This is a genomic window from Pseudomonas sp. ANT_H12B, assembly GCF_008369325.1.
Lineage (GTDB): Bacteria > Pseudomonadota > Gammaproteobacteria > Pseudomonadales > Pseudomonadaceae > Aquipseudomonas.
In genome coordinates, this window is the sequence record NZ_VOBI01000007.1 from 165,508 (window position 1) to 189,573 (window position 24,066).

A 24,066-nucleotide genomic window follows, 5' to 3' on the forward strand; every position below is an offset into this window, starting at 1 on the left:
CATCAAACCGGCGGCAACCGCCACTCGATCGGCGTCTCGCCATTCTGTTCAAGAAACTTATTGGTCCGGCTGAAGTGCCCGCATCCAAGAAAACCGCGATAAGCGGACAGCGGTGACGGATGCACCGAGGTCAGCACCAAATGCTTGGTCGCATCGATCAGCTTCTGTTTGCTCTGGGCATGCGCGCCCCACAGCAGGAACACCAGGTGTGGCTGGTGCTCACTGACCACTTCGATAATCCGATCGGTAAAGTGTTGCCAGCCTTTGCCTGCATGGGCGTTGGCGTTGGCGCGTTCCACGGTCATGGTGGTGTTGATCATCAGCACGCCCTGGTCAGCCCAGCTTTGCAGGCAACCGTGGGCCGGGATGTCGATATTCAGATCGCGTTTCAACTCTTTATAGATGTTCACCAGCGACGGCGGCGCCGGTACGCCCGGTTGCACCGAAAAGCACAAGCCGTGGGCCTGCCCCGGACCGTGGTACGGGTCCTGGCCGAGGATGACGACTTTGACTTTATCCAGCGGCGTCGAATTGAGTGCGTTGAAAATCATCGGTCCTGGAGGGTAGATTTCCTTGCCCGCCGCGCGCTCCTCTTGCAGGAAGTTGCGCAACTCTGCCATGTAGGGCTGGTCGAATTCGGCACGCAGTGCCTCCTTCCAGCTCGGTTCGAGTTTGATACGGTCGTCAGCAGTCATGGTTACATCCGGCAAAAACAATGGGGCGAACCCTAGGAAAGCCCATCACGCTTGTCAATTGATCTGACGCAGATCCGGCACTTTCCTACATAGCGATCATACTGAACGCTCAAATTCCCGATCGAGGTCACGATGAATCTGCACTTCGAAGAACTCACTGGCACCGACGGCGCACGCATCGGAGTCGCCAGCCTGGATGCCGAAAAGTCCCTCAATGCCCTGTCCTTGCCGATGATTAACGCCTTGCGCGATCAACTGGACGTCTGGGCCAAAGAACCACAAATCGTCTGCGTCGTGCTGCGCGGCAACGGTGCCAAAGCCTTTTGCGCCGGCGGCGAAGTCCGCAGCCTGGTGGAAGCCTGTCGCGCCCATCCCGGCGAAGTGCCGCCGCTGGCCGCGCATTTCTTTGCGGCGGAATATCGCCTGGACTTCAATCTGCACACGTACCCTAAACCGCTGATCTGCTGGGGGCATGGCTATGTGCTCGGCGGCGGCATGGGGCTGCTGCAAGGGTCGGGCATCCGGATTGTTACGCCGAGCAGCCGCCTGGCGATGCCGGAGATCAGTATCGGTTTGTACCCGGATGTCGGGGCCAGTTGGTTTCTGTCTCGCCTGCCCGGCAAACTCGGATTGTTTCTCGGCCTGACCGGCGCCCATATGAACGGTCGCGATGCGATCGATCTGGACCTGGCCGACCGTTTCCTGCTCGATGAACAGCAGGAAGAGCTAATGGAAGGCCTGCTGCAGTTGAACTGGCAGGAACAGACGCCGATGCAGCTGAACAGCCTGCTCAAGGCCTTGCAGCAGGAAGCGATCGCGCAAATGCCCGAAGCCCAGTGGTTACCGCGACGCCAGCAGATCGATGACCTGCTGGATGTCAGCGACGTGCGCTGCGCCTGGAAGGCCATCAGCCAGCTGCGCGACAGCACGGATCTGCTGCTCAGCCGTGCCGCGAAAACCATGAGCGAAGGCTCGCCCCTGACCGCTCATCTGGTGTGGGAACAGATCGCCCGCGCCCGGCACATGTCGCTGGCGCAAGTCTTTCAGATGGAATACACCATGAGCCTCAACTGCTGCCGTCATCCCGAGTTCAGCGAAGGCGTGCGCGCACGGTTGATCGACAAGGATCAAAAACCCCATTGGCACTGGCCAGACATCAATAACCTGCCGGATGCGGTGGTAGAAGCGCATTTCCACAAGGCTTGGGAAGGCCGGCATCCTCTGGCCGATCTGTAGGAATACTGAAATCCGGGCATTGCCCGCGATGGCTATCTCAAGGGCTTATCGCAGGCAAGCCATGCTCGTACACGTTGTTAACTGCACTTCGTTCCTACCCTATTCCCGGAACGAGCCTCTTACCGCAAGCGGAGGAATAGTTTGTAGTCATCAACTTTGGCATCGAAGTAATAGTTAACCGTCAAGCCCATAAAATTGTATTATTTCCTTCACTGCCTGCAACGCCTCATCGTCATTACGCAACAAGATGCCTTCCACATCCCTTAGCGGGGGTAAAGCGTGTAGAAGTTCAACAAGTTGGCCCGCAGTGTAGTCTTGAGGAGTTCTGTCCACTCCTTGTACTCTTATAAAACTTATCGCAGCATCGCCTCCTAAAAAATGATTAACCACTCGTATCTTCGGAGACGAACCATAATTCACCACTACGACAAGATCATCATTATCGCGGTAAAATTTTAGCTGTTGGATGGATGCATCGAAATCCGTAAAATCGATTCCATCAATACCGCCAGATGCATTAACAATCAAATCTCTTCCCAGCCCGTCATATTTGTAAACGTCATTGCCCGCGCCACCCGCTAGAGTGTCATCACCCGGTCCGCCCCAAAGAACATCGTCTCCTGGACCGCCCGAGATCGAGTCATCTCCCTGCATGCCTCTTATCTCACCTGCCCCACTCAAAGTGTCATCACCTCGACCACCAACGAGAGGAAGCGCTTTATTATCACGAGACGATCTGACCAAAGGAGCATCGGACACCAAAACACCACTATGGTAAATATCAGGCGCAGGATCTAATTTACTGTTAGCGATAAGCTGTTCCAAGCGAATGGTCGCACCATCTGCAAACTTTATAATTTCAATACCAGAACCAGCAGAATCACTTGCATTTGGCAATACAATACGGACCTGTTGTTCCTTACCCCAGGAAATATCAAGTGTTGAGTACAGCATCAGCCCTCGGGGTGGACTGCGATAGGTGCCACGCTGTGGTTTTGGTGATAACTCTACATTGACCGCTTCAACCAATACGGCACCCCAACTTAATTGCAACTGCTCAAGAACTACTCCATCCGGAAGTCTAACGGTATCAGTGTCGTCTAGTCCGGACTCAGATTTCCACCCAGCAACCCCAACTTCAGGGCTGAGAAAAACAGGGCTTAACATATCCGCAATAATGGTAGTCGCTCCAGCATGCGCGCCTATTATATAAGTATCAGGACCGTTCTCACCGTAAAGCCAATCATGCCCTGAGCCACTGATTAAATAATCCGCACCGTCTGATCCAAGCAGCGTATCGTTTCCTCCTGCCCCGCCTGAAAGAAACGCACCGGGTGTCTTACCTTCATGTTCACCATAATAAGCGTCGGGATCCTTACAGGTGACTACTAAATCATCGCCCGTCCCGCCATGAAAAATGTTGCCACCTTCGAGATTTACCCTACCGCCTGCATTATCGCCCTGAACAACTTGGTGCCTAATGATTTCAGTCGTGACATCCCAACTGAACTGTTTGTAACTAACCGCACCATCTTCGAAGCTTCCAGCAGGATAAACATACCAACCTTGAATGACACCAGTGACGCTTTTATTTTCGATGACAACTTCCCCAGCACTTAAAGCAAACCCGCTATAGCTTGAGCCAGAGGGATAGTATTTCGGCTCTTGTATTGGCGTATATTTCAGCCCACCCACCACTGAAGGTATTGACTCAGTGCGGGTCGTTGTATTTGAGGATCTCTCACTGAGTACTGCTCTACCAGAAACAAGACTCATTCGATCCGGAGTTTCCGTCAATGATCCCGCCTGAAAGCTTTCAACAATTAAATTGGTTTTTTCGTGGTAGCTGTACTCATCATCAGTAATATGGGTTTTGCCCCAGGCGCCCTGAGCATTTAGCACGAACCCCGATGCCAGTATGAATGCCGAGCGGCGCTTTTTCATGTTCGCCAGAAACTCTTCGCCCCATAGCTTTTCATTATCACCTTCAAGGCGCGGAGTATCGGTCGCAGCATTATTAATGCCCGCCTCCCCATCAGAACTGTCACTACCTCCGGCTTGCTCCGAAACATCAGGGTTATCTGTAGCCCCGACGCTACTTCCATCTTCACCACCCCCCAGAGATGTTTCTACCAAAGACGAAACGTCTACCGGACCCTGGACTATTTTCATAACATCCTGAAAATTTAAAGTCCCCCCGTCACTGAAACTAAATGATGAGTTTTGCCATTTTTCAAAATTACGGATCAGAATGGCGTCACCTGAACCGTTCGACAGCCGTAATACCGGCCCAACATCAACAACAATGATGTCAGCCTTTAAACTATCCGCAGTAAATCCAGATCCAAATTTTATGACGTTATTTCCGCCTGTATCTGCGATGACGTCGAGACCATCACCGACGCCGAAATGATAAGTATCATCGCCGTCTTGCCCATCCAGATAGTCGTTGCCGCTGCTTCCTCCAAAAACGTTATTGCCGGGACCACCGCGAAGATAATCCACACCTGCACCACCATATAACGTGTCGTTTCCACCACCACCTAACAGAGTGTCGTTACCTGAACCTCCATCAAGATAATCTGCGCCATGTTCCGTTTCGGGTCTTAGCTCATAATCACCCAGCAAGAAGTCGTCATCAGCACCTCCATAAAGTGTATCGGCGCCCAAGCCTCCCCAAAGCGTGTCGTTTCCTGCATTTCCTTGAATGTAGTCATCATTAGTTCCTCCCGCTTTCAGGTTGTGCTCATCTCCATCCAGGGCGTCATTACCTTGTCCCCCTATCAGCGTATCGGAGCCACCCATGCCTAAAAGCGTGTCATCACCAACACCGCCATCAAGAAAATCTTCACCGTGGTAGTGAACTGGATGAGTGAGGTAGTCGCCAGAGAGATTATCGTTACCTGCTCCGCCATAAAGTGAATCATCAGCACCGCCACCCTGGAGGGTGTCGTTTCCCGCGCCACCATCCAGAAAGTCACTCCCGAAATAATGGGCTGCATCACCCTCAATACCCTGCAACTCAAAGTCATCGCCCTTTAGCTCATCGTTACCGAGGCCGCCGTACAACACATCGCTACCACCATTACCGTGAAGTTCGTCATTGCCATCACCACCGTCCAACAAATCGTTTCCATGGCTCCTGCTTTTGAGCCCGCCAGCGGAATCGTGGTTGTCTCCCAATAAGATGTCGTCATCACTGCCACCGAGGAGGGTGTCATTTCCTTGATCGCCGCCCATGACATCATTCCCGGGGCCGCCATCGAGTAAATCGTCCCCCCCGCCAGCAGTTATAAAATCGTGACCGCCCTGGCCATAAAGAATGTCGTTGCCACCTTCTACGGCCGTACTAATGGAGGCATCGGAGAGGCCTACATGCCACCTGCTACTATCCTTGCCAAAAGGGAGTTCAACGCGTTTGAAGTCCCAACTGTCCAACAAGCCACCGGTCATACCATCACCTGATAGATTGTCGTCGCCCGCCCCGCCAACCAGCGTATCTCCTCCGGCACCTCCGAGTAGCATGTCTGTGGATGAACTACCGACCAGGAGATCGTCACCCAGCCCCCCATCAAGCCAATCGCCACGACTTGCTCGTCCACGACCGGCTCCGCCAGTCATCGCCTTTTTGATAGTGGCCTGCTTATCTCCAAACAAACGATCATCGCCGGCTTTACCGAATAACCGATCGGAACCACCGAGTCCAATGAGCATGTCGTGGCTAAACGATCCGTGCAGCACGTCTGCCCGGTTACCCTGTTTTACCTTCGGCATCACCACAACGTTGCCTAGTTCATCGTAAGAAAGCTGTTCACCGGGAACATCCGGATCGGCATCTTCAGCTTTTCGGTCACCGGTGATGGTGAGATGGGGCTTCGCAAAGCGAAGGGTTACGTAGCCTGGAAGTTGGATACCGAACATTCCCGGTGTGTAGTGTCTTATGACAATCAGGTCATTCTGACCGTATTTGATATTAAGTGTTTTTTCAGCGAGTTCTTCGATGAGGGTTAAAGTAATGGCGCCATCTTCAGTGATCCAGGTATTGCTCAGAGGGCCATTACGTTTTGGGGGAGGTATCGGAAGGCCATTTATGAGTATCTGACCATCGGCGTTCAAATCGAAAATCTGATCGGTTCCATCGTCACTCGAAAATTCATATCGATCATTGCCTGCGCCGCCAATCAGAATATCGTTACCTTTACCACCCACTAAGACATCGTCACCGGACATCCCGAGCAACGCATCATTTCCATCTCCGCCCGTTAACGAATCGTTACCATGACTACTTTCAATATGATCATTCCCGTCCAGGCCATTGATCGTGTCATTGCCAGCACCACCATAGAGATGGTCGATATTTGTTCCACCGCTGAACGAACGGCCTCCATCATCACCAAACATAACCAGAGGATTTGAAACCCCTGTAGTCATTGGCGCCTGTTTACCTGATACGAGATCTAAGTAAGAGAATTTCTGAGCCGTGTTTTCACCGAATGATCCGTTGGTTCTGGCTATCAGGCGGCCTAGCATATCTGCGCGATCAAATAACCATTGCTCCGTAATGACACCTTCGCCGGTTTTCGAGTCATAGAGTTCCAGACCATGACCTGAAAAATCTTCGCCTCTTCCTATAACTATTTCACTCAGGTGTTTTAGAGCGTTACGTAACGCCTGCCCGGTAGACGTATCCGCGGCGGCTAGTACGCCCCACTCCGAAGCACTGCCGTATTCCCCAATAGTCTTGGCAACAATGCTTTGGGATTGACTCGGTGAGAGCGATGAGAAAAATGCATAGGCGTTAGCAACAAACGTTTCATCCGTGGTCGCCGTAAAAGTAGCGTCACCTTCGTAGGTTTGTCTAAACATGTCAAAGAAGGCATTCACGCCGTATCTTAATATCAGATTAACCACGGGTGAGATAGGCGTACCTTTAACCACATACTGGATTAACGGATTAACACTTCCACTACTAAGCGCCACATTTATCTGTTCTGGCACAACTGAAAACAAGCTCTGAAAAATATTTCTGCCGAAATTTTTGATCACTGCTTCAAGCGCCACACTGTATGAATCTATGGCAAACAGGATATTTTTGAAATCATCGATTCTATTAACCTTTGCTTGTTCATGACTGCCTTTTATTTCCGACCCGGGATCACCTGCCGAGATTAGTCTCCACGTTTCATATGGAAACTCCCCACCCAACAGGCTAAACGCGATTGTGCCCGACCATCCTGAATTACGACTTGAGGCAGTGTCTACTGCGCCACTCTTGTCTTCGAACAATATTTCACCGACAGCTCTTGCATCGATGGAAGCGATTTGGCTAATTAAAGGTACGGTCCACGGCGCCAAATCATCTTTAACTGATCCGTATACCAGAGTATTTACAAAATTGGCTGCCACCCCATTAGATGCTTGTTGCATCAAATCAGCGCTAAACGTTTCATTCAGCCTCAGTTGTCCTTGCCGTAACGTATAGGCACGAATTAGAGCAGAGTAAGCACCGTTTCCTCCATTGGCATCAATCGCCACATCAAGCCAGAGCTTGGCACTTTTTAAAGCACGCTTGACGTTCCCATCGAACACAACTCTCCCAGAAAGTTTCTCACCAATAATATTGGACAGCTCTTGATAGAAAGGTGTGCAATTTCTTCCTTCTATAGCTACTGCTTTGTATCGTTCTTTTTCCGAATCAAACACCATCCCATTGCATATACCGATCGCATCGAAAATTATTTTTTGTTCTGAAACACTAAAAACATAGCTCATAGTTACTTCCCTGTAATTATGGAACGCGAAAGATATTCACTAAGCAATCGAAGCGCCATGGGAGCCCCACGTAACGAACCAGTTCCAGTTCCTATACGAGCATCCCCACCTGCAAAATCGAAATCATGCAATCCAACCGTACAATAGGCATTCAAATCACCAAAATCTAAATTTTCCAGTTGCGATTTATTAAACCTCAACAGGTCCGCCTTACTCACTCCACTTTCTAAAGTTTTCTTCCTCGGGGACCCCAAACCGTCACACGATATCGTGCGCGGTGTTCCGTCACGTCGGCGCCAGTCACGTATTACAAAATCTGTAACTGAGAACTCATTCTTATTACTAGGAGGTCGCTCATTTAGCCAAAGCTCCAAGCCTGGATAATTTTTGAGTTTCACAATCAGTTCTTCAGGCCAATCAACAACCTTAAATCCCATATTGTACGGTTCGGTGGATGTTTTTTTTGTATACAGCCTGGCAGCCACATTGAAATGACCCCAGCCAGATGGTTTTTCTTTCCCGCTCTCCTGATATTCTGTGCGGATCTCAGTCCCCGTCCACCAAAAAGAACCCTCAAGAACATCTGCAATACACAGCCCGTCCCTCGTTGAAGAACCAAAATGAAACCCTGGTATTTTAGTTCTATCAAGGAGCCCTCCTCCCAATATAGGAACGTGTTCCATACCAGCAAGTTTTTGACTACATTTTTTTGATTCCTGATAATGATGTTCTCTTGCTTCTGCCATGCGCTCCCATTCAATATAAAAATCCACAACCCAATAACACAGAGCCAAAACCAAACCGTACTTCAGTATCGCCTTATACCACCGACTTACACCTTTGCGAAAAAATTTATGCATTTCAAACTCCATTTTAAAATGATCAAACAACCTATCTAGAACAACAACCGGACATCACGCGATCAAAAATCTCAAAATAGCCTTTTACACCATGCTCTACATCGAATCTGCTCGCTGTTAATTTCGAAGATTTTTTAATTAAACTAAAATCACCCGGAGACCGTAGAACATTGCAAACCTTTCCCGCTATAGCTTCACCATCAAAGAAATCCACCAGCAATCCATTTACACCATCAACAATCACCTCTTTGACTGGTGCGGTATCGGAACCTATAACGACACATCCAGATGCCATAGCCTCTAGCAATGACCAAGACAGAACGAAGGGATAAGTTAAATAAACATGAACATCTGAAACCCGCAAAACAGCTTTATAAGTTGCATAAGGCAGGTTGCCAGTAAAATGCACCTTTGAAAGATCCACTTTTAATTCAGCCACCATTTTGCCGCGCCAGTTTTCATACCCTATAGGCATACGCCCATAACTTACGCTATCTCCTCCTACTATTACGATTTGGGCGTCTGGGCACTGGGCTTGAATGTATGGAATTGACCTCATGAAACTATGAAACCCACGATAGGGCTCGAGGTTTCTGGCAACGTACGTCACAGTTGACTGGCCGGCTTTTATCACGTGCCCACTGGGTAACTTTACAGACGCAGCCGGCACAGGTTCGGGAGAATGCAAAGGGACGCCCTCATGAATCACATGAATCTTAGAGTGATACATGGGCGGAAACAGACTGCGTTGCCAATGTGTTGGCGAAATTCCAACATCACATTGCTCAAGGCTCAAAAGATGCATCGAATTCAGGAGACGAAGCCTTGATGATGCATCTACGGCACATGGAAATTCCGGATCGAACCCCATATCTGCACCCTTTGAATGATAATAATATTCACAAAAATTAATGAGCGGAATATCGGGATATACATCCTTAACGAACAGTGTTTCACCCCATCCCGGATGAGCGAGTATCACATCAGGGTAATAACCTTCTTGCTTGAGCCTCGTCAATACTCTACGGACTTGCTGACCATCAAATATCGCCTCTTCAAATTTATGCAAATACGGATGAGCAAAATTTGATGTTTTTCTTATAGGTCGATATCGAAGAAGCTTTATTCCATGAACTCCTGGAGCGGTATCCCGCCCTATCGCGATCACTGCGATGTCCGGGCGACTCTGCGCCGCCAAGGCAACATGCCGAAATTGACCGGGAAAGTTTTGATGAATAATAAGTAGATTCATAATTCGAGTGGCGTCTTTCCTTAGATACCTCCATAAATTGACGTTTTCCAACATCAATGTGAATGCACAAACGCTAACAAATGCGCAGAAATAAAACTGTAGGAGGGTTCCGAGAACACCCGAGGAGATGGGTGAGACGAGTGATTTTTCGAATCGAGTAGGAGCGCCCCTCTTTATTTCCCGTCACCGGCCGTACGATTCCGTTGAGGGTTTCACCTCCAACGCCAGTCACGACCTAACGAGCGATGCCTGACTCAGTCTAAAAAAAAGCGGCGCTTGGTGCGCCGCTTTTTTTTAGTGGTTTTTGTGAGGACTACCGGTGGCCGCCTCGGCCACCGTGATCGCCGCGACCGTTGTGGTCGCCCCTTCCGCCACGATTGTCGCGTCCGCCATGGCCGGCGCGATAGTCGTTGTTTCCACCGCGGTTACGACCGTCCCAACCGCCACGGTTATGGCCGTCCCGGCCGCGATTCTGATGAGCCCGGTAATCGGCTCGTGGCGACGACTGGTAATAGCGTGGTGCCGGTTGAAAAACCCGCGGCTGATGGTAATACCGCGACGTTGGCTGGTAATACCGCGCTGGCGGGGCGTAGTACCGGCGTGGTTGCGTGTAATAACCGCCGCCGCCTGAATAGTAAGACCCGCCGTCATAATAGGCTGGCGAGGTATAGACCTCAGAACGGTAATAGCTGGCTCCTCCATCGGAATAAGGCACGCATGCACCAAGAGACAATCCCAATACAGCAATCAGAAGAATTCGCAGATACATAGCGGCCTCCTGGACCGCGAGTGAGCCACACCAGCGACGCTGGCAGGCGACAGTCAATTATTCGGTGACTGTCGAAAGATCAGACATCGTTTTCCAAATCTGGTGCGTTCCTGAAACACACTGAAACAAGTCGCCGATGAAAGGTTTTTCATCCATTCATCCGCTGATTAGCGGTGACCTCCACGATATCCACCTCCGTAATAACGTGGAGAATGCCCGCCCCTCACAGGTTCGCCGCACCACAATTTGCAATGGCTGACTAGGGTTCCGGCTCGCTAAGGCGAGTGGCTGGTCCGAGAGTTGGCGACCTCCAGTTGAGGTTACACGGCGGGACAAAAGCCCGGGAGACAAGCCACCGTTCGCGGTGCCGCGTTGATCCTCGGCCCGGATGGCCCGAGCCTGGGTGGGTTTGTTTGCCCGGTGACGGTGATCGAAGCGGATCTTTGGCAGCTTGGGCAGCTCAAGGTCGGGGACAAAGTGCAGTTCGTCCCGGTCGATCTCAAGACCGCCCGCAACCTCGCCTTGAACTGGAATACCTGTGGGAGCGGGCTTGCCCGCGATGAGGCCCGACCAGACACCGCATCAACTTCATTGCAGGCAAGCTCCCACAGGGGGTTGTGTCACCGGTGGCATTGGATATCGGGCAGGACGATACGCGACGGGTGGCAAGATTGTCGGGGGACACTCATCTGCTCCTTGAGATCGGTGCCCCCGAACTGGACCTCGTTCTGCGCTTCCGCGCCCACGCCCTCATGCAAGCGCTGGAAAGCAAAAGCCTGCTCGGTGTGATCGACCTGACACCGGGCATCCGCTCGCTGCAAGTGCACTACCAACCCGAGCAACTGCCGCTGGCTGATCTTCTCGGTACCGTCGCCGGCGAATGGGACACCGTGTGCGCCGCCAAGGACCTGCAAGTGCCCTCGCGCATCGTCCATCTGCCGCTGTCCTGGGAGGACCCGGCCTGCCAATTGGCAATCGACAGCGTGTTGCCGGAGTATCCGTCTGGCGGTTCGAGTGCCGGGGCTTCGCTGGCCGTGGCGCTGGGCGTGGCGTGCTTTTCGTTGGGCACAGACACCGCGGGTTCTGGACGTGTGCCGGCGGCGCTGAACAATCTGGTCCGGTTGAAAGCCACCAAACGCTTGATCTCCACGGCAAGGGTGGTTCCAGCCTGTCGCACGCTGGATTGCGTGACGACCTTTACCGCGACTGCCCGGGAAGCCAGTCCGTTGCTGGCACTTACCGCACGCCTCGATCCACGTGATGAATACAGTCGCGCCAATCCGCTATGGAATGACGGCTCGGCGTTCGGTGCACCACGCGCCTTTCGTTTCGGCGTGCCCGGGGCGCAGGATCTTGAGTTCTTCGGTTGCCCTGAAGGCCCACTGTTGTTCGGTGATGCGATCGATCAGCTCAAGGCTTTGGGCGGTGAAGCGCTGGAACTGGATATGTCGCCGTTCCTCGAAGCAGCGCGCTTGCTCTACGAAGGCCCGTGGCCGGCGAGTTGATGGAGCAAAACCCCGAAGCCGTACTGCCGGTGATTCGCGCCGTATTGGCCAGGGCTCCGGCGGTAAACGGCGTGCAAACCTTCCGCGCCCAGTACCGGCTCCAAGCCTTGAAAGCCCTTTGCGACAAAGCGCTGGAAGGTCTCGATTGTGTCGTCACGCCGACCATTGGTCGCCCCGTTACTCTGGCGGAACTGGACGCCGAGCCCGTTGCGCGCAATGACCGGGCGAGATGGGTGGTGTGCGGCGCGCACCTGGATGCGTTGGCGCTGAACTGGCAGTTGAAGCAGCGCGGAGCCCGGCTGGTCGAGACGACGTTTAGCTCACCCGACTATCAACTGTATGCACTGGCCGGCGGGCCGCCGTTTCGTCCCGGGATGGTCCGGGTGACGGAAAACGGCGTGGCGATTGCAGTAGAAGTGTGGGAATTGCCGAGCAATTTCCTCAATGTACGGTTCATCCCGGAGCTGAACTGGTATCTGTTCGTCGACAAGCGCGAAGACAGCGTCCTCAGTGAAATCCGCCAGTCGCTGTACCTCAACCTGCTGATCTGTCTGGTCGTCACGCTGATTGTGCTGGCCCTGCTCAACCGGGTGATCAAGCGTTATCAGGGCAAGATCCAGGCTCAGGCGACCCTCGATAGCCTGACCGAAACGCCGAGAAAATTCGCCAACATGTCGAGCAGCAGCGTTATGCCTACAACGATCAGGCCTTGCAACTGACGGTGAGCATTGGCCTCACCACCCTGCAACCCGATGACACCTTGCACACGTTGCTCTCGCGGGCCGATCATGCGATGTATCGGGCCAAACAAACCGGCCGCAATCGGACCTGCCTAGAAATGCTTCACTCCAGTTATGAATAACCCGCCATGAAAAAACCTGACCTCTGCCCCGCTTGCGGCGCACCCAACGACTGCGCGCTGGCCGACCCGCGAACCGCCGACCGCGCCTGCTGGTGCTACGGCGTCAGCATCGACCCGGCCGTGCTCGAAGCGCTTCCTGCCGAACTGCGCGACGTGTCCTGCTTGTGCCCAAGCTGTGCCCGGGTCGAGGCGCAGTTGTAAGCAAGCGCCCGGCCGATCGCGTAAGATGCGCGGCCCTTTTCTCATCGACCTCTAGCCATGCGCGTTGATCGCTTCCTCAGCAACCTGCCCCGCTTCAACCGTAAGCAGGTACGTCTGTTGCTGGTGGAAAAGCGCGTGAGGATCGACGGAAAAATCGTCAGCGATCCTCACGCCGAAGTGCTGGAATTCAGCCGCGTCACAGTCGATGAGGACGTGCTGCAAGTCGGCAAACCCGCACGCTACTTCATGCTGCACAAGCCGCCCGGTTGCGTCAGCGCCACCCGCGATCCGGAACACCCGACCGTACTCGACCTGATCCATGAGCCGGACAGCGATGAGCTGCACATCGCCGGCCGTCTGGATTTCAACACCACCGGCCTGATGTTGATCACCAACGACGGCAGCTGGTCGCGGCGCCTGACCCAGCCAAAAACAAAACTGCCCAAGGTCTACTACGTCGAGACCGAGCAGAACATCGGCACGGAATACGCATTGAAATTCGCCGAAGGGCTGTACTTCGCGTTCGAAGATCTCACCACCCTGCCCGCCGAGCTGGTGCTACTCGGGCCGAAATCGGCGCGCCTGAGCATCGTCGAAGGTCGTTATCACCAGGTGAAGCGGATGTTCGGCCACTTCGACAACAAGGTGCTGCGCCTGCACCGCGAATCCATGGGCCCGCTGGTGCTCGACAATGCGCTAAAACCGGGCGATTACCGCGCTTTACGCACCGAAGAGATTCAATTGATCTAAGCAGGCGACCGCTCAGCAGAAGTTGTCGAACAATTTACGAATGCCACTTGCGCGATGACGTACCCCCTGCTTGAATCAGGACGTCGGCCGAAATGTGACCGATGAGTCACAACATACTTCTAAGAAACTTTTTGTCGGTAGAGAACCCTCAGGTTCCGCTTTGCACCGGCAGACTGCCCGCCAATAACAATACCCGTCGACCTGACTGTTTGGATCGACATGGGCCTCTCAAATTCCAGGCGTATGCCTACCTGTCACAAAGCTCGTGCAATCTCATTTGCGCGCATACCCGCTTGCCAGGAGTCTTATGACATGAGGCCAGAAATCGCTGTGCTGGATATACAGGGTCAGTATCGGGTTTACACGGAGTTCTATCGCGCAGACGCCGCAGAGAAGACCATTATTCTGGTCAACGGCTCGATGGCCACGACTGCGTCGTTTGCACAAACCGTGAAAAACCTTCACCCGCAGTTCAATGTGGTCTGCTACGACCAGCCCTACGCGGGCAAGTCAAAAGCCCACAACGCGCATGAGAAATTGCTGACCAAGGAAGTCGAAGGGCAGATCCTCCTGGAGCTGATCGACCACTTCGCCGCCGAACACGTGCTGTCGTTTTCCTGGGGTGGCGCCGCGACCCTGGTCGCCCTGGCCCAACAGCCACGACGGATCGAAAAAGCCGTGATCAGCTCGTTCTCCCCGGAGATCAACGCGCACATGCTCGATTACCTCGAGCGCGGCATCGATTACCTCGGCAGCCGGGATGGCGACCGGGTCGGCAACCTGGTGAACAGCACCATTGGCAAACACCTGCCGACGCTGTTCAAGCGCTTCAATTATCGCCACGTCAGCAGCCTGGCCGAGCATGAATACGGGCAAATGCACTTCCACATCAGCGACCTGCTGCACAGCGATCGCCAGTGCTTTCTCAAAGCCTCAGAGAAAATCAACGTGCCGGTGCTGTTCATGAACGGCGAATGGGACGAATACACCGCCGCCGATGGCGCCCGGTTATTTGCCAACCACGTGCAACACGCCACCTTCAGCACCCTGCAGGCCACCGGCCACTTTCTCGACATGGAACATAAAGCTGCTTGCCAAGACAGCCGCAACGCACTGTTGGGTTTCCTGAAACCGGCGCAACACGAAAGCCGTCCGCGTTACCACTACGTCCAGGACCAACATGCATTGGCCATCTGAAACAGAGTCATCGCGAGCAAGCTCCGCCCTACAGTGTTGGACGCATTCCTGTAGACGCGAGGCTTGCCCGCGATAGACCGTTACGTGATGCATGCTGTCGTTTCACCTGTGCCAAAGCTGCCTCGCGCAAAGAAAAACTTCATTTCCATGCGCACATCTGGTACAAAGTCAGCCGCTCTGAGCGGGTGTCGTATAATGGCATTACTCCAGCTTCCCAAGCTGATAACGAGGGTTCGATTCCCTTCACCCGCTCCAATCGAATTTTGGTCCCACGTGGTTTTTTGACGGGGGATGCAGGTAAAGACAAACCGGCCTTGATGGCCGGTTTTTTTGTGTCTGGGGTTTGGCTTTCTGGGGCAGTGACTTCCGTAAGCGTTTTTCTCGCAAAACACGGATTTATTATCAAATTTCTTCCCGCATTAAGGTTTTTATACCTACGAACACGCGAGCTGGCGAGCTGAGTTCTGTCGGAAAAACCTAGAAATACACGGAACACTTCAATTCAAGCCCGCCTAAAGCCATCGCCACTGCGTCCCCCCTAGACTCCATCCCTATCGCCTATGTCATCGCACCTAGGAAGGTTTCGATGGTTATAGTGTTGATTACAAATTACCAGTAGGTATAGTAACCACAAGCACACCACAGGGAGGTGATGTGAATAGCCGATTTTTGATAAGCCAAATCGTTGCGGATGGCTGGTACCTGGTACGTATCAGAGGCAGTCATCATCATTTCAAGCATCCGAGCAAGCCGGGGCTAGTGACCGTCCCTCACCCGAAGAAAGATCTGCTTAAGAAAACGGCCATCAGTATTTTGCAACAGGCGCTGCTCTGACGAGCCCGATGCGCTGCGTCCTCGGAGGATAATGAACATGCTTTACCCAATTGCGATTTCAATGGGCGATGACGAGCACGCCTGGGGAGTGGAAGTCCCCGACATTCCGGGATGCTTCTCCGCCGGGGAAGATCTGGACGACGCGATGGCCATGGCTCGGGAAGCCATTGAAGGCCATTTCGAGATTCTGGCCGAAGACGGTTCTCCCATTCCGCCCGCTAATAAAGTGACCTTGCATGCAGCCAATCCAAAATACGCGGGTTGTGCGTGGGCACTGGTAGATATCGACGTTACCAAATACCTGGGCAAGGCCCAAAAGCTGAATATCACGCTGCCTGGTTACCTGCTCAATCGGATTGATGAGTACGTGCTGCATCATCCGGAAGAGAAAAGTCGTTCGGGTTTTCTGGCCTCGGCAGCGCTTAAGGTGTTGCAGCAGAGTTGATGGGCTGACTCAGAGATGTATAAACCGGCCCCAAGTGGCCGGTTTTTTTGCAACGTGAATAGTGAAACACGTGTCGATTGCCCTCTCTTCGGGATCCCGAACGAGGACGAAATTCAGAAAAAGCAACGTCCTACACGACTCTGGGAATTGTCCGTACACTTGCGCATTGCTGTGTTTTTACCATGAGGCCTATAGTCGACCGGCGCCCAAACGGCGTGTCGGGTTTGGCGACTCGACGTCATGGTACAGAAGCCTCCGAGGAGTTCTCGGAACGCTTTTGAACGCACTTGGCTGCCTTTTTTTGGTGGCTGTGCGTGGGAGACCCTAGGGTCTGCCGGTTTTACCATGGCCCGGTTCGCCAACCCGCGTACAGCTACCACCCGATTGTTTGGCGACAATTGAGTGGTAGGCCATCCTCTCTACATGGTGATCACTCATGAAAGAATTTATGGCTTTAACCAGCAACGCCGACGACCTACCCTCCTTTTACGTCAACACCACGCAACCATTGCACTCACTGCTCAGCAGCGCCAGATACAGAATCGGTGCCGTGACGCAGGTTCTCGAGAATCTCGCGATGCGAGGTGAAATCAGCTCTGACTCGGTCATCCTCAGCGACTTCGCTTTATTGTGCTGCATCCCCTTGCGCGATGGTTGCGACGTGCTGGATGTCATCGCTCGGCGCATGGATGCAGAACCGTCCTGACGATTATCGGGCGCTTTCGGGGCGCCCTTTTTGCTTCATAGCGCCAGCGGCCAATGATGATGCTGGTTGAAGCGCATCGCTGAAGGCCGTCCGTACATTTTGCGTAAAGATCCTCGCGCCCCAGTAAAGAAGCCGTAGCAAAGCGACAAGCCCGGAAACAGATACCTTATTCTCCCGGCTCACCCCTTCGCCCCGAGATCAGCATGGACAGTTCAGAGTTGGGAATCATGATCATTTCAATGATCGGGTTGTTCGGCTTTGCTTCGTTTATTTTTGAATACTTGAGTGCCAGGCGCTCAAAGAAAAGTAAACCGCAGTGATTTTTCTGCAGCAGCCAGAAAAAGGGATAGATGACGCTCAGCGGCATCTGTCCCTTCTTCGCATCAGCGGGTCGCGACGATGAACAATCGCGGGAACGGTAGCAGCACCGAACCATCACTTAGCGCCGGATAAGCCTGCTCGATCGCGGCTTGATATTGCTTGAGGTATTGCGCCTTTTCCGCCTCGTCCAGCGGTTCGAGAAATGGCCGTAAACCGCTGCCCTTGAACCACTCGACCACACCCGAAGCACCGCCCGCGAGCGGGTGATGGTAGGTGGTGCGCCAGATATCGACCCGGGCGCAGTGAGGACGCAGCATCGAGTAATAGTCGCTGGCGCTCGCCATTTCTGTGCGCTGGCCAGCAGCACCGGCCAGTTTTTCGGCCCACGGGCCGTTGGCGGCGACTTCGCGCATCAAGCGGTGCGACGGCTCGTTGAGGTTGTCGGGCATCTGAATCGCCAGGCTGCCGCCGGGGGCGAGCTTGTTCACCAACGAGGGCAGCAGCGTTGCGTGATCGGGAACCCACTGCAACACCGCGTTGGCGAAAATTACATCGAACGGACCGCTGTCGTTCCAGGTATCAATGTCAGCGGTATCGAATTGCACGTGAGGCAAGCGCTTGCGGGCGGCCTCGATCATATCGGTCGAACTGTCCAGACCACGCACCGTGGCAGTAGCGAAGCGTTCCACCAGCAACTCGGTCGAGTTACCGGGGCCGCAACCGATGTCGATTGCCGAGCGCGCGTCCGTGCCAGGGATGGCAGCCAGCAAGTCTCGGGCGGGGCGTGTGCGTTCATCTTCAAAAGCGACGTATTGTTTGGCGGACCAACTCATTGCGTTCTCCTGTCGGTGCGTTGTTATGGAAGGGCAGACAAGCGTTCGCCACGATACTCCGACCGGTGCGCTCTGCCCTATCCAACCTATGGCGAAAGATGTCAGTTGACCCAACCCCCGCGCTGCCAGTACCCGCCGTTGTTACGCTGCTCCCAGTGCGGATGCACATAACGATAGCCCGGTCGTTCCGCCACCCAGTGGCCATGAACAGCGACGTCGCAGAGCTTCGAGACCGCAGTGATTTTCTACAAATTCATCGGCAACGTTGGCAGCGAGCTGACCTCCACGCCCACGCCACACAAGGCTAGCGCCTGCGTCGCCGTCCCCGAACACCAGCAACCCGTCGGTGCCGAGCTGCCAGAAAGTCGATAACCACTATTGGTCTTCGGAAACACTTTCGTGTGGGAGCGTGACTTATCACTTCCACTTCCACTTCCTGATTGTTGATCGCGATTGCAAAATCGCAGGCTGCTGCTCGTGGGATCCGTTCATTACCATTCGTAATTGACGATGGTCTGGCCCCTTGGCGACAAGGGGCCAACTGAGTGAGGTGAAGCTGGAGGATTGAACAAATGCCCACAAAAACCGGCTGGTGGACTGAACGCGATCCGTAGCATGGGTCGCATTGTTGCTGAATTATTTATCTGGCCGCCATCAGCCCGGTTTTTCATTGAATACCCACTTTTAATCAGAATTTTCATCATGCCGGCGCTGTCACAAAATCAGGCGCACCCCTACAAGGAATACGGCTATGAAATTCGCAAAAGTCGCACAGAAACTTGCCCTATGGGCGGGCAGCCCCAAGACATTTATGGGAGCGATCATTCTGATTTTCCTGTGGGGGCTGAGTGGGCCGGTTTTTCACTTCAACGACACCTGGCAGCTGATCATCAACACCTCGACCACCATCATTACGTTCCTGATGGTGTTCCTGATCCAGAACACCCAGAACCGCGACACGGACATTTTGCATTTGAAGGTCGATGAGTTGTTGCGGGTGACGAAGGAGGCTCAGAACGCGATGCTGGGGCTCGAGGCTCTGGACCTCAAGCAGTTGGAAGCGCTGAGAAAGCAGTATCGGCAGCTGGGCGAGGGCGAAACGATTTCCCTGGACGGCACCGTCGTCGAGGAAAACAAGAAGCAGGATCTGAATCAGTGCTGATGGGGGTTTTGCGGGTGACTACGGTCACCCGCGCAACCTGATGGCTAGCGACTGGCTTGCAGCGCCTTGGCCATTTGCAGGTGGTTTTGCAGTTTGGGCAGGGTTTCTTCCGCGAAGGCTTTGATTTCCGGCACGTCGGAGGTCTGCGCAGCTTGCTGAAGCTGATCGATGGCTTCCTGAGTGGTCTTCACCTGGCTGGCCGCATAGGCCTGGTCAAAGGTCGCACCATCCTCCACTTCCGGCATCAAGGCTTTCGCCTTGTCGACCACCTCTTCGCGAGGGGCCACCGGCAAATCGAGTTGCTTGGCTATTTTCGCCAGATGCTGATTGGCCGTGGTGCGGTCGTTAATCACGACGATTGTGTAGTCCTTGATCTCTTTGGATTCGGATTTCTGGTGCGCCAGGCGACTGGCTTCGATATCGGCCATGCCTTTGGCCGACGCATCGTTGATGAATTCGGCGGGCGACTGGGCAAAGGCACTGCTGGCAAACAGGCCCAGTAACGTGGCAAAACTGGCATTGCGTAATCGGGTGGCCATCCGGCTCATGGTCGCGCCCTCCTCGAAAAAAAATTCAAACGGGAGCTTTCGCTCCCGCCTCTCGATCAAAACTACCTTCATCCACTACTTGGATTTCTGACCACCTTTGCGGCCCATATCGGGTTTCACAGGGTCTTTATCGACAGTCGTGGTGGTAGTTTTCCCACCTTTGCGACCTGCTTCCGACGCCTTCGTTCGATCGTTGGCGAAGTTTCCCGAGTTCGAGTTTCTTGAATTAGGCATGATTCCCTACCTCTTGGTGATGATCGCGGCGAGCAGGAGCCCGCATAGAATCAGAATTTCCATCACCACAAAGGTTTAGAAAAATTGGAATCGCCACGACGAACGGTGGCGAATGTTCAGACCCCGAGTCGCAGGTGATGCTGGCGTTTGGCGGTGTACATCGCTTCGTCGGCATGCCTGAACAGCTGGTTTTCTTCGGTACCGTGTTCGGGGTAACGCGCAACGCCAATACTCGGGTGGATATTCAGGCTGTGTCCGTCCAGACGCAGGGGTTGAACCAAAACCTGACGGATTTTTCCCGCTACGCTGTCGGCGTCTTCCGAGGCGTGAATGCTGTGCAACAACACCACAAACTCATCACCGCCGATACGCGCCACCGTGTCGGTTTCACGTACGCAGCCCTTGAGTCGATTGGCGACCGCTTGAAGCAACATGTCGCCGACCACATGGCCGTGGGTGTCGTTAACCTGTTTGAAGCGGTCGAGGTCGACGTAGAGCAGCGCCATATGCCCGCATTCCGCTCGGGCCACCGCCAGCGAGGCTTTGAGTCGGTCACGGAGTAATTCGCGGTTGGGCAGTTGAGTCAGTTGATCGTACTGGGCCATGCGCTGCAATCGCGCGTGCAGTTGCTTGCGCTCGATCGCGGTCGCTACCTGGGCGCACACGTACTGCAGCAGCTCCTTGTCCTGCTCGGTGTAGCGTTCGCCGCCCGCCTCGCTTTTGACGATCAGCGCGCCAATGGTGCCGTTTTGCGAGCTCAATGGAACGCCAAGCCAACAGGGTGAATGCTGGCCCGTGACCAGCGTCTCAAACCCCACTGGTGCGTCGTCCTGATCCGGCGTCAACAGGATCGGCAGGCCTGTGCGAATTACTTCGGCACACAGCCGTCCGGTCACCGTTCCGGGCTGCTCCGGTTGCAGCTCCAGGTCATCGACGTGATAAGGAAAACTCAGTTGCGCGCAGTGCTCGTCATACAGCGCGACAGAGAAATTCAATGCCGGCAGCCATTCACCGATAATCAAGTGAATGCGCTTGAACAGCGCCAGCAAATCTTCCGCGGCGTGCGCAGCTTCAGAAATCGCATACAGCGCCGCTTGTCGGGATTCGGCCTGCTTGCGCTCGGTGATGTCGCGGGCCACGGCGATGCGCAGCTGATCGGCCTCCGACCAGCGTGCCGACCAGAGGATGTGTACCACCCGGCCATCCTTGTGCACGTAACGGTTTTCGAAGTTGAGCTTGGGTTCACCGCCCATGATTTCCCCCGCGGCGTCGAGGGTGCGCTGACGATCGGCTGGATGCACCATGTTGATCATCATCTGGCCGATCAACTCATCCGGGGTGTAGCCGAAAATGCGTTCGCACGCCGCGCTGACAAATACGAAGCGACCTTGCTTGTCGACCGCACAAACGGCGTCCAGTAAAAGATCGATGTAACTCGCCAACGGCGCGGAGTTTCTGGTTGCCATGGTGCGATGCGCGTGCCCGGACAATGCAGCAATAAAAAACCATCCCTGCCCCATCAGTACAACCGACGCATCCTTGCAATCAGCCTCAAGCCTTGTTCGTCACCAGCCCCGGCAATGCATGCACAAGGGCATTGATGGCGAAACCGATGAACATCACCCCGCACAGCCGGGTGATCGCCAGTTCGTGACGCTGATATAACGTGCGCACCTGCCGCGCACCGACGATGCCAATGAGGATAGCGTAGGCCATCAGGCCACCGACGAAGCTCAGAACAATCAGCCACGGCAACATCGACCATTGCAGCAGTTCTGCACGACTGGATAACAGCGCGGTGAATGTTGCCACCGCCACCGGGTAAGCCTTCGGATTGGTCAGACCAAACAGGATGCCGTGCCAGAACGGCTGACGCGCCGGGCCCTGAGGCGTCTCGGCGGTGCTGCGACGAGCGCGAATCGCGCGCAAACCGAGCCAGAACAGATACAGCCCGCTGATCACGCCCAGCACATCGAACGCGGTGCTGCCGATTTCCCGTGCACCGACGATGGCAATCAGCGCCGTGCTGCACCAGACAACGTCCCCGAGCAAATGCCCGCACAAGAACCCCGCCCCGGCCCGCCGACCACGGGCCGCACCGATGCCGAACACCGCCAATACCCCCGGCCCCGGCGTGATGCCGTAGATAAAGCCCGAGGCGAGAACAGCCATTAGCAGCGATGGAGTCATGGGAATTCCTGTGGAAGCGCTTGGGTGAATGCGCGCAAGTCTATATCAGGTCCATGGGCATCGACTTACTGATCATCGAAGAACTTCATCCCTGCATACGGTCGTTGCCGACAGGCCGCCAGCCGTGACGCCAGATCCCCGAGGTGGGCTTCAAGCTTGCCCCTCCCCAATCCGCCCATTCAACCAATTCAACGCCTGATCCCCGCCCCGCCGTTTATGCCAGACCAACACAAACGTAAACGACGGAATATGAAACGGCGGTGCGACGACGATCAATGCCTGCTCGTCGATGTTTTGCAGTCCGCGAGATGCGACGGTGAGGATCAGGTCGGTGCCGCTGATGAATTCCGGGGCGACGCTCCAGTGCGGCAGGCTGATTGCCACGCGACGGCGTTCGCGCAGGGCTGTCAGGGCGCGTTCGATTTCCGGGGTGCCGCTGCCGCGCATTTCCAGCAGCACATGTGGGCGGGTCAGGTAGGTCGGCAGATCGAGGACCCCATCGGCGGGTAGGCTGTTGCGGTCTACGAGGCAGGCGTAGTGCTCTTCGAACAGTGGCGTGCTGCGCAGCTCGGTCGGCAACTCTGGAAAAACCCCTGCCGCCACGTCTATATCGCCGTTGAGCACACCTTCGAGCATGCCTTCGCGGCTGGCGTGGCTGATTTGCAGGTCGATGCCTGGGGCTTCGCGGCGCAACGTACGAATCAGCCCCGGCAGGACAATGGCTGCACCGTAGTCGGACATTGCCAGGCGAAACGTGCGTTTGGCGGTGGCCGGGTCGAAGGTGTTGGGCGCGAGCAGCGACTGCACTTGGGCGAGTGCTTCGGCCAATGGCGCCACCAATTCGAGGGCTCGCGGAGTGGGCACGAGGCTGGCACCGGCCCGCACCAGCAAGGGATCGCCGAGCAGATCGCGCAACCGTGCCAAGGCATGACTGACCGCCGGCTGACTCATGTGCAGACGCTCGGCGGCACGTGTCACGTGTTGCTCGCTGAGCAAGGCCTCAAGAATCACCAGTAAATTAAGGTCGATGCGCCGAAGATCATTCATCTGATGCATGTTCTGCATAGCAATTTGGAATTTAAATCTGCGCGACGAATACTCTAGAGTCCATCAAAACCTGTTGGAGAATGATCATGAGTACGTTGCATTGGGCCGGCCTGTTGTTGCTGGCGGTGATTGCCGGGGCGGTGGTGCCTTTTCAGAGCGCGATTAATGCAAACCTCGGGCGAGGTCTGGGGCATCCGTTGTGGGCGACCCTCGCGTCATTGCTGGTGAGTATTGCGGTGTTGTTGCCGGTCGTGTTGGCGATGCGTTTGCCGTTGCCGTCACTGGCATTCATCACCAAGGCGCCGTTGTGGATGTGGGCGGGAGGTGCGTTTGGGGTGTGTTTTATTTCGTTGGCGCTGACGCTGCTGCCCAAGCTGGGTGCCTCGGGTTTCATTGCCCTGGCGTTGGCCGGGCAAGTCGTGGCATCGCTGGTGCTGGATCATTTCGGGTTGTTTGGGTTGGTGGAGCGGCAGATGACGTTGCCGCGGGTGTTTGGGGCAGTGTTGTTGATCGGCGGTGTGGCGTTGATTCAGTTCAGTGATACGCCTGCCAAAGCGATCATCGCAACGTCTTGAAGGTTGATCGTTCCCACGCTCTGCGTGGGAACGATCAGCAGCGTTCAGCCGCTGACGATCGCAGCCTTCGCC

At 54.5% G+C, this 24,066-nt stretch carries 21 protein-coding genes, 1 tRNA gene, 4 pseudogenes and 1 riboswitch; of the genes and pseudogenes, 13 read left to right on the plus strand and 13 right to left on the minus strand.

Annotated elements, in window-relative coordinates; all coding sequences use genetic code 11:
* Positions 1 to 2: 2 nt before the first annotated feature.
* Positions 3 to 695, minus strand: a complete 693-nt coding sequence (ung, locus tag FQ185_RS13335) for a uracil-DNA glycosylase (protein WP_149417800.1) — start codon at positions 693 to 695, stop codon at positions 3 to 5.
* Between the two features lie 132 nt (positions 696 to 827).
* On the opposite strand from ung, the gene FQ185_RS13340 reads away from it, so the two are divergent.
* A complete protein-coding gene (locus FQ185_RS13340; protein ID WP_149417801.1) occupies positions 828 to 1,931 on the plus strand; it encodes an enoyl-CoA hydratase/isomerase family protein in 1,104 nt (367 codons plus the stop codon).
* 174 nt (positions 1,932 to 2,105) lie between these two features.
* Here FQ185_RS13340 and FQ185_RS13345 read toward each other — a convergent pair whose 3' ends face one another.
* From FQ185_RS13345 to FQ185_RS13360, 4 genes are all read right to left on the minus strand, one after another.
* On the minus strand, positions 2,106 to 7,703 hold the full coding sequence (locus tag FQ185_RS13345) for a calcium-binding protein (protein ID WP_149417802.1): 5,598 nt from the start codon (positions 7,701 to 7,703) through the stop codon (positions 2,106 to 2,108).
* A gap of 2 nt (positions 7,704 to 7,705) precedes the next feature.
* Positions 7,706 to 8,563 carry a hypothetical protein gene (locus tag FQ185_RS13350; RefSeq protein ID WP_149417803.1) on the minus strand — a complete coding sequence of 286 codons (858 nt, stop codon included), beginning with the start codon at positions 8,561 to 8,563 and terminating at the stop codon, positions 7,706 to 7,708.
* 31 nt (positions 8,564 to 8,594) lie between these two features.
* Positions 8,595 to 9,815: a glycosyltransferase family 4 protein gene (locus tag FQ185_RS13355; RefSeq protein WP_149417804.1), complete on the minus strand. Its 1,221-nt coding sequence runs from the start codon at positions 9,813 to 9,815 to the stop codon at positions 8,595 to 8,597.
* A 313-nt stretch (positions 9,816 to 10,128) separates the two neighbouring features.
* Positions 10,129 to 10,584, minus strand: coding sequence for a hypothetical protein (locus tag FQ185_RS13360; RefSeq protein ID WP_149417805.1), 456 nt, complete (start codon positions 10,582 to 10,584; stop codon positions 10,129 to 10,131).
* A 248-nt stretch (positions 10,585 to 10,832) separates the two neighbouring features.
* Positions 10,833 to 10,933: riboswitch (guanidine-I (ykkC/yxkD leader) on the plus strand.
* Between the two features lie 23 nt (positions 10,934 to 10,956).
* Between FQ185_RS13360 and FQ185_RS30595 the strand changes: the two are divergent.
* From FQ185_RS30595 to FQ185_RS13405, 9 genes and pseudogenes are all read left to right on the plus strand, one after another.
* A pseudogene (locus FQ185_RS30595) lies at positions 10,957 to 12,532 on the plus strand (amidase family protein); the annotation flags it as partial.
* A pseudogene (locus FQ185_RS13370) lies at positions 12,524 to 12,951 on the plus strand (GGDEF domain-containing protein); the annotation flags it as partial. The pseudogenes FQ185_RS30595 and FQ185_RS13370, both read left to right, overlap by 9 nt.
* A gap of 6 nt (positions 12,952 to 12,957) precedes the next feature.
* Complete coding sequence (locus tag FQ185_RS13375) at positions 12,958 to 13,152, plus strand: cysteine-rich CWC family protein (RefSeq protein WP_149417806.1); 195 nt, start codon at positions 12,958 to 12,960, stop codon at positions 13,150 to 13,152.
* Between the two features lie 57 nt (positions 13,153 to 13,209).
* Complete coding sequence (locus tag FQ185_RS13380) at positions 13,210 to 13,902, plus strand: pseudouridine synthase (protein WP_149417807.1); 693 nt, start codon at positions 13,210 to 13,212, stop codon at positions 13,900 to 13,902.
* A 312-nt stretch (positions 13,903 to 14,214) separates the two neighbouring features.
* Positions 14,215 to 15,099 (plus strand): alpha/beta fold hydrolase, encoded by an 885-nt coding sequence (locus tag FQ185_RS13385; protein WP_149417808.1) that lies wholly within the window; start codon positions 14,215 to 14,217, stop codon positions 15,097 to 15,099.
* A 181-nt stretch (positions 15,100 to 15,280) separates the two neighbouring features.
* Positions 15,281 to 15,354: transfer RNA gene (locus FQ185_RS13390), tRNA-Gly, on the plus strand.
* 399 nt (positions 15,355 to 15,753) lie between these two features.
* Positions 15,754 to 15,933 carry a type II toxin-antitoxin system HicA family toxin gene (locus tag FQ185_RS13395; protein ID WP_149417809.1) on the plus strand — a complete coding sequence of 60 codons (180 nt, stop codon included), beginning with the start codon at positions 15,754 to 15,756 and terminating at the stop codon, positions 15,931 to 15,933.
* Positions 15,934 to 15,970: 37 nt separating this feature from the next.
* Positions 15,971 to 16,378 carry a type II toxin-antitoxin system HicB family antitoxin gene (locus tag FQ185_RS13400; RefSeq protein WP_149417810.1) on the plus strand — a complete coding sequence of 136 codons (408 nt, stop codon included), beginning with the start codon at positions 15,971 to 15,973 and terminating at the stop codon, positions 16,376 to 16,378.
* A 436-nt stretch (positions 16,379 to 16,814) separates the two neighbouring features.
* Positions 16,815 to 17,084, plus strand: a complete 270-nt coding sequence (locus FQ185_RS13405; protein WP_149417811.1) for a short-chain dehydrogenase — start codon at positions 16,815 to 16,817, stop codon at positions 17,082 to 17,084.
* Positions 17,085 to 17,250: 166 nt separating this feature from the next.
* Here FQ185_RS13405 and FQ185_RS30185 read toward each other — a convergent pair whose 3' ends face one another.
* Together FQ185_RS30185 and tam are read right to left on the minus strand one after the other, a co-directional pair.
* The gene (locus FQ185_RS30185) at positions 17,251 to 17,451 is read right to left on the minus strand and encodes a hypothetical protein (protein ID WP_178113532.1); all 201 of its coding nucleotides are present in this window, start codon (positions 17,449 to 17,451) and stop codon (positions 17,251 to 17,253) included.
* Between the two features lie 16 nt (positions 17,452 to 17,467).
* Positions 17,468 to 18,238, minus strand: a complete 771-nt coding sequence (gene tam, locus FQ185_RS13410; protein ID WP_149417812.1) for a trans-aconitate 2-methyltransferase — start codon at positions 18,236 to 18,238, stop codon at positions 17,468 to 17,470.
* Between the two features lie 207 nt (positions 18,239 to 18,445).
* Here tam and FQ185_RS13415 point away from each other — a divergent pair.
* A pseudogene (locus FQ185_RS13415) lies at positions 18,446 to 18,746 on the plus strand (AidA/PixA family protein); the annotation flags it as partial.
* A gap of 243 nt (positions 18,747 to 18,989) precedes the next feature.
* Positions 18,990 to 19,400, plus strand: coding sequence for a low affinity iron permease family protein (locus FQ185_RS13420; protein ID WP_149417813.1), 411 nt, complete (start codon positions 18,990 to 18,992; stop codon positions 19,398 to 19,400).
* Between the two features lie 44 nt (positions 19,401 to 19,444).
* Here FQ185_RS13420 and FQ185_RS13425 read toward each other — a convergent pair whose 3' ends face one another.
* The 6 genes and pseudogenes from FQ185_RS13425 to FQ185_RS13450 all read right to left on the minus strand — a co-directional run bounded on the left by FQ185_RS13425 (position 19,445) and on the right by FQ185_RS13450 (position 23,428).
* On the minus strand, positions 19,445 to 19,948 hold the full coding sequence (locus FQ185_RS13425) for a DUF4142 domain-containing protein (protein WP_149417814.1): 504 nt from the start codon (positions 19,946 to 19,948) through the stop codon (positions 19,445 to 19,447).
* A 75-nt stretch (positions 19,949 to 20,023) separates the two neighbouring features.
* Positions 20,024 to 20,182: a KGG domain-containing protein gene (locus FQ185_RS13430; protein ID WP_149417815.1), complete on the minus strand. Its 159-nt coding sequence runs from the start codon at positions 20,180 to 20,182 to the stop codon at positions 20,024 to 20,026.
* A gap of 116 nt (positions 20,183 to 20,298) precedes the next feature.
* Positions 20,299 to 21,648 carry a bifunctional diguanylate cyclase/phosphodiesterase gene (locus tag FQ185_RS13435; protein ID WP_149417816.1) on the minus strand — a complete coding sequence of 450 codons (1,350 nt, stop codon included), beginning with the start codon at positions 21,646 to 21,648 and terminating at the stop codon, positions 20,299 to 20,301.
* 85 nt (positions 21,649 to 21,733) lie between these two features.
* A complete protein-coding gene (locus FQ185_RS13440) occupies positions 21,734 to 22,372 on the minus strand; it encodes a LysE family translocator (RefSeq protein WP_149417817.1) in 639 nt (212 codons plus the stop codon).
* A gap of 65 nt (positions 22,373 to 22,437) precedes the next feature.
* Positions 22,438 to 22,530: pseudogene (locus tag FQ185_RS13445) on the minus strand (glutathione transferase); the annotation flags it as partial.
* Positions 22,523 to 23,428, minus strand: coding sequence for a LysR substrate-binding domain-containing protein (locus tag FQ185_RS13450; RefSeq protein WP_149417818.1), 906 nt, complete (start codon positions 23,426 to 23,428; stop codon positions 22,523 to 22,525). The pseudogene FQ185_RS13445 and the gene FQ185_RS13450, both read right to left, overlap by 8 nt.
* A 77-nt stretch (positions 23,429 to 23,505) precedes the next feature.
* On the opposite strand from FQ185_RS13450, the gene FQ185_RS13455 reads away from it, so the two are divergent.
* Positions 23,506 to 23,994 (plus strand): DMT family transporter, encoded by a 489-nt coding sequence (locus tag FQ185_RS13455; RefSeq protein ID WP_149417819.1) that lies wholly within the window; start codon positions 23,506 to 23,508, stop codon positions 23,992 to 23,994.
* Positions 23,995 to 24,066 lie beyond the last annotated feature (72 nt).

Bases quoted from the DNA above. Each gene is read 5' to 3' on its own strand.
- ung (WP_149417800.1), bottom strand. From the start codon at position 695: ATGACTGCTGACGACCGTATCAAACTCGAACCGAGCTGGAAGGAGGCA.
- FQ185_RS13340 (WP_149417801.1), top strand. From the start codon at position 828: ATGAATCTGCACTTCGAAGAACTCACTGGCACCGACGGCGCACGCATC.
- FQ185_RS13345 (WP_149417802.1), bottom strand. From the start codon at position 7,703: ATGAGCTATGTTTTTAGTGTTTCAGAACAAAAAATAATTTTCGATGCG.
- FQ185_RS13350 (WP_149417803.1), bottom strand. From the start codon at position 8,563: ATGCATAAATTTTTTCGCAAAGGTGTAAGTCGGTGGTATAAGGCGATA.
- FQ185_RS13355 (WP_149417804.1), bottom strand. From the start codon at position 9,815: ATGAATCTACTTATTATTCATCAAAACTTTCCCGGTCAATTTCGGCAT.
- FQ185_RS13360 (WP_149417805.1), bottom strand. From the start codon at position 10,584: ATGTATCTGCGAATTCTTCTGATTGCTGTATTGGGATTGTCTCTTGGT.
- FQ185_RS13375 (WP_149417806.1), top strand. From the start codon at position 12,958: ATGAAAAAACCTGACCTCTGCCCCGCTTGCGGCGCACCCAACGACTGC.
- FQ185_RS13380 (WP_149417807.1), top strand. From the start codon at position 13,210: ATGCGCGTTGATCGCTTCCTCAGCAACCTGCCCCGCTTCAACCGTAAG.
- FQ185_RS13385 (WP_149417808.1), top strand. From the start codon at position 14,215: ATGAGGCCAGAAATCGCTGTGCTGGATATACAGGGTCAGTATCGGGTT.
- FQ185_RS13400 (WP_149417810.1), top strand. From the start codon at position 15,971: ATGCTTTACCCAATTGCGATTTCAATGGGCGATGACGAGCACGCCTGG.
- FQ185_RS13405 (WP_149417811.1), top strand. From the start codon at position 16,815: ATGAAAGAATTTATGGCTTTAACCAGCAACGCCGACGACCTACCCTCC.
- FQ185_RS30185 (WP_178113532.1), bottom strand. From the start codon at position 17,451: ATGCCGCTGAGCGTCATCTATCCCTTTTTCTGGCTGCTGCAGAAAAAT.
- tam (WP_149417812.1), bottom strand. From the start codon at position 18,238: ATGAGTTGGTCCGCCAAACAATACGTCGCTTTTGAAGATGAACGCACA.
- FQ185_RS13420 (WP_149417813.1), top strand. From the start codon at position 18,990: ATGAAATTCGCAAAAGTCGCACAGAAACTTGCCCTATGGGCGGGCAGC.
- FQ185_RS13425 (WP_149417814.1), bottom strand. From the start codon at position 19,948: ATGAGCCGGATGGCCACCCGATTACGCAATGCCAGTTTTGCCACGTTA.
- FQ185_RS13430 (WP_149417815.1), bottom strand. From the start codon at position 20,182: ATGCCTAATTCAAGAAACTCGAACTCGGGAAACTTCGCCAACGATCGA.
- FQ185_RS13435 (WP_149417816.1), bottom strand. From the start codon at position 21,648: ATGGCAACCAGAAACTCCGCGCCGTTGGCGAGTTACATCGATCTTTTA.
- FQ185_RS13440 (WP_149417817.1), bottom strand. From the start codon at position 22,372: ATGACTCCATCGCTGCTAATGGCTGTTCTCGCCTCGGGCTTTATCTAC.
- FQ185_RS13450 (WP_149417818.1), bottom strand. From the start codon at position 23,428: ATGCATCAGATGAATGATCTTCGGCGCATCGACCTTAATTTACTGGTG.
- FQ185_RS13455 (WP_149417819.1), top strand. From the start codon at position 23,506: ATGAGTACGTTGCATTGGGCCGGCCTGTTGTTGCTGGCGGTGATTGCC.